1 protein-coding gene and 1 pseudogene are annotated in these 1,177 nt (G+C 65.8%); both read left to right on the plus strand.

Annotation, left to right across the window (positions count from 1 at the left end; genetic code table 11):
* The first annotated feature begins 257 nt into the window (after positions 1-257).
* Positions 258-713 (plus strand): hypothetical protein, encoded by a 456-nt coding sequence (locus ACZ7HQ_RS45715; RefSeq protein ID WP_030591673.1) that lies wholly within the window; start codon positions 258-260, stop codon positions 711-713.
* Positions 714-721: 8 nt separating this feature from the next.
* Positions 722-1,177 (plus strand): annotated as a pseudogene (locus ACZ7HQ_RS45720) (alpha/beta hydrolase); the annotation flags it as partial.

Genomic DNA, 1,177 nt, shown 5'->3' on the forward strand with positions numbered 1-1,177 from the left:
GCCGTTTCCCCCCACCAGGCACCACCGGTATCCCGCCAGGCTCTGCCCGCTCCACCATGTCTTCCCATCCGCTCGACCCCGTTCCCCAGGACGAACGACCAGGGGAGGCGGGTTCCGGGCCCCCCACGATCCACGGAGCACAGAGCACGAATTTGATTTAGCCCGCAGAGGCCGGAGACCATGGCCTCTCGACCCGAGGAGCCCTGGAACGGGGCCACGGGAACGGGGATGTCAGGGGAAACGGGGAGAAACTTACGGTGTCGTGGGACGAATGGGAGCAAATCAAAGCTGATGTCGCGGCGAATGAGCCGACGCGCCTGCAGCTGAACCAGGCCCCTTCCGACGGAGGAAACTCAGGCGCCGCGGCTTCGGGTGATCTGAAGTCGAACAGGAAGACATGGGTGAGGGTCGGCGAGGGCGTCACCGATCTCAAGGGCGGGGTCGGCAAGGCGCTGACGAAGCTGGCCGATGGGCAGGCCGGTCTGGGGGACACGACCGGTTCCGTGAGCGCGGCGGCGCAGAAGGAGCTCTACGACTCCTGGAAGAAATACGTGAGCGATGTGCGCGGCCGCTGCGAAGCGCTGGGCGGGCTTCTGCAGAAGACGGGCCATGATCTGTCGAAGTCCGACGAGGAGGCCTTGGCGGATCTGAAGAAGCTCCAGGTGAAGTACGGGGACACCGAGCCCGTCGGCGGCCAGTCGAAGGAGAGGTGAGTCAGGTCATGGATCTTGCGACTCTCAAGGCCTTCAAACCGTCGGAGTACGAAGAGGCCGCGGACGGCTATCGGGCCACCGGCGACATGGCCTCCGAGGCCAAGGACGCGATCGACAACCGGATCGGTGTCGGGCTTCGCAACGAGGTGAAGGGTGACGCGGCGGAGGCCGCAGCCGAGCAACTCAAGAAGCTGTCGAAGAACTTCCACTATGTGCAGAATGAGTGTGGTCTGGTGAGTACCGCGTTGAACGGCTTCGCCTTCGATATCGCGGTGGCCAAGCGCAAGCTGGAAGCGGCCATGGAGGACGCCAGGGCTGACGGCTGCACGGTGAACGCGAACGGCTCCGTCTCGTATCCGGCGGGCAGGAAGCCCGGCGACGAGAAGACGGCGGACGGCGGCACAGTCACCGGGAGCGCGGGGGGCGGCCCGACGTCCGACGCACTGGAGCGCCAGGCGACCAAC

The sequence above is a fragment of the Streptomyces sp. NPDC037290 genome (genome assembly GCF_055603245.1).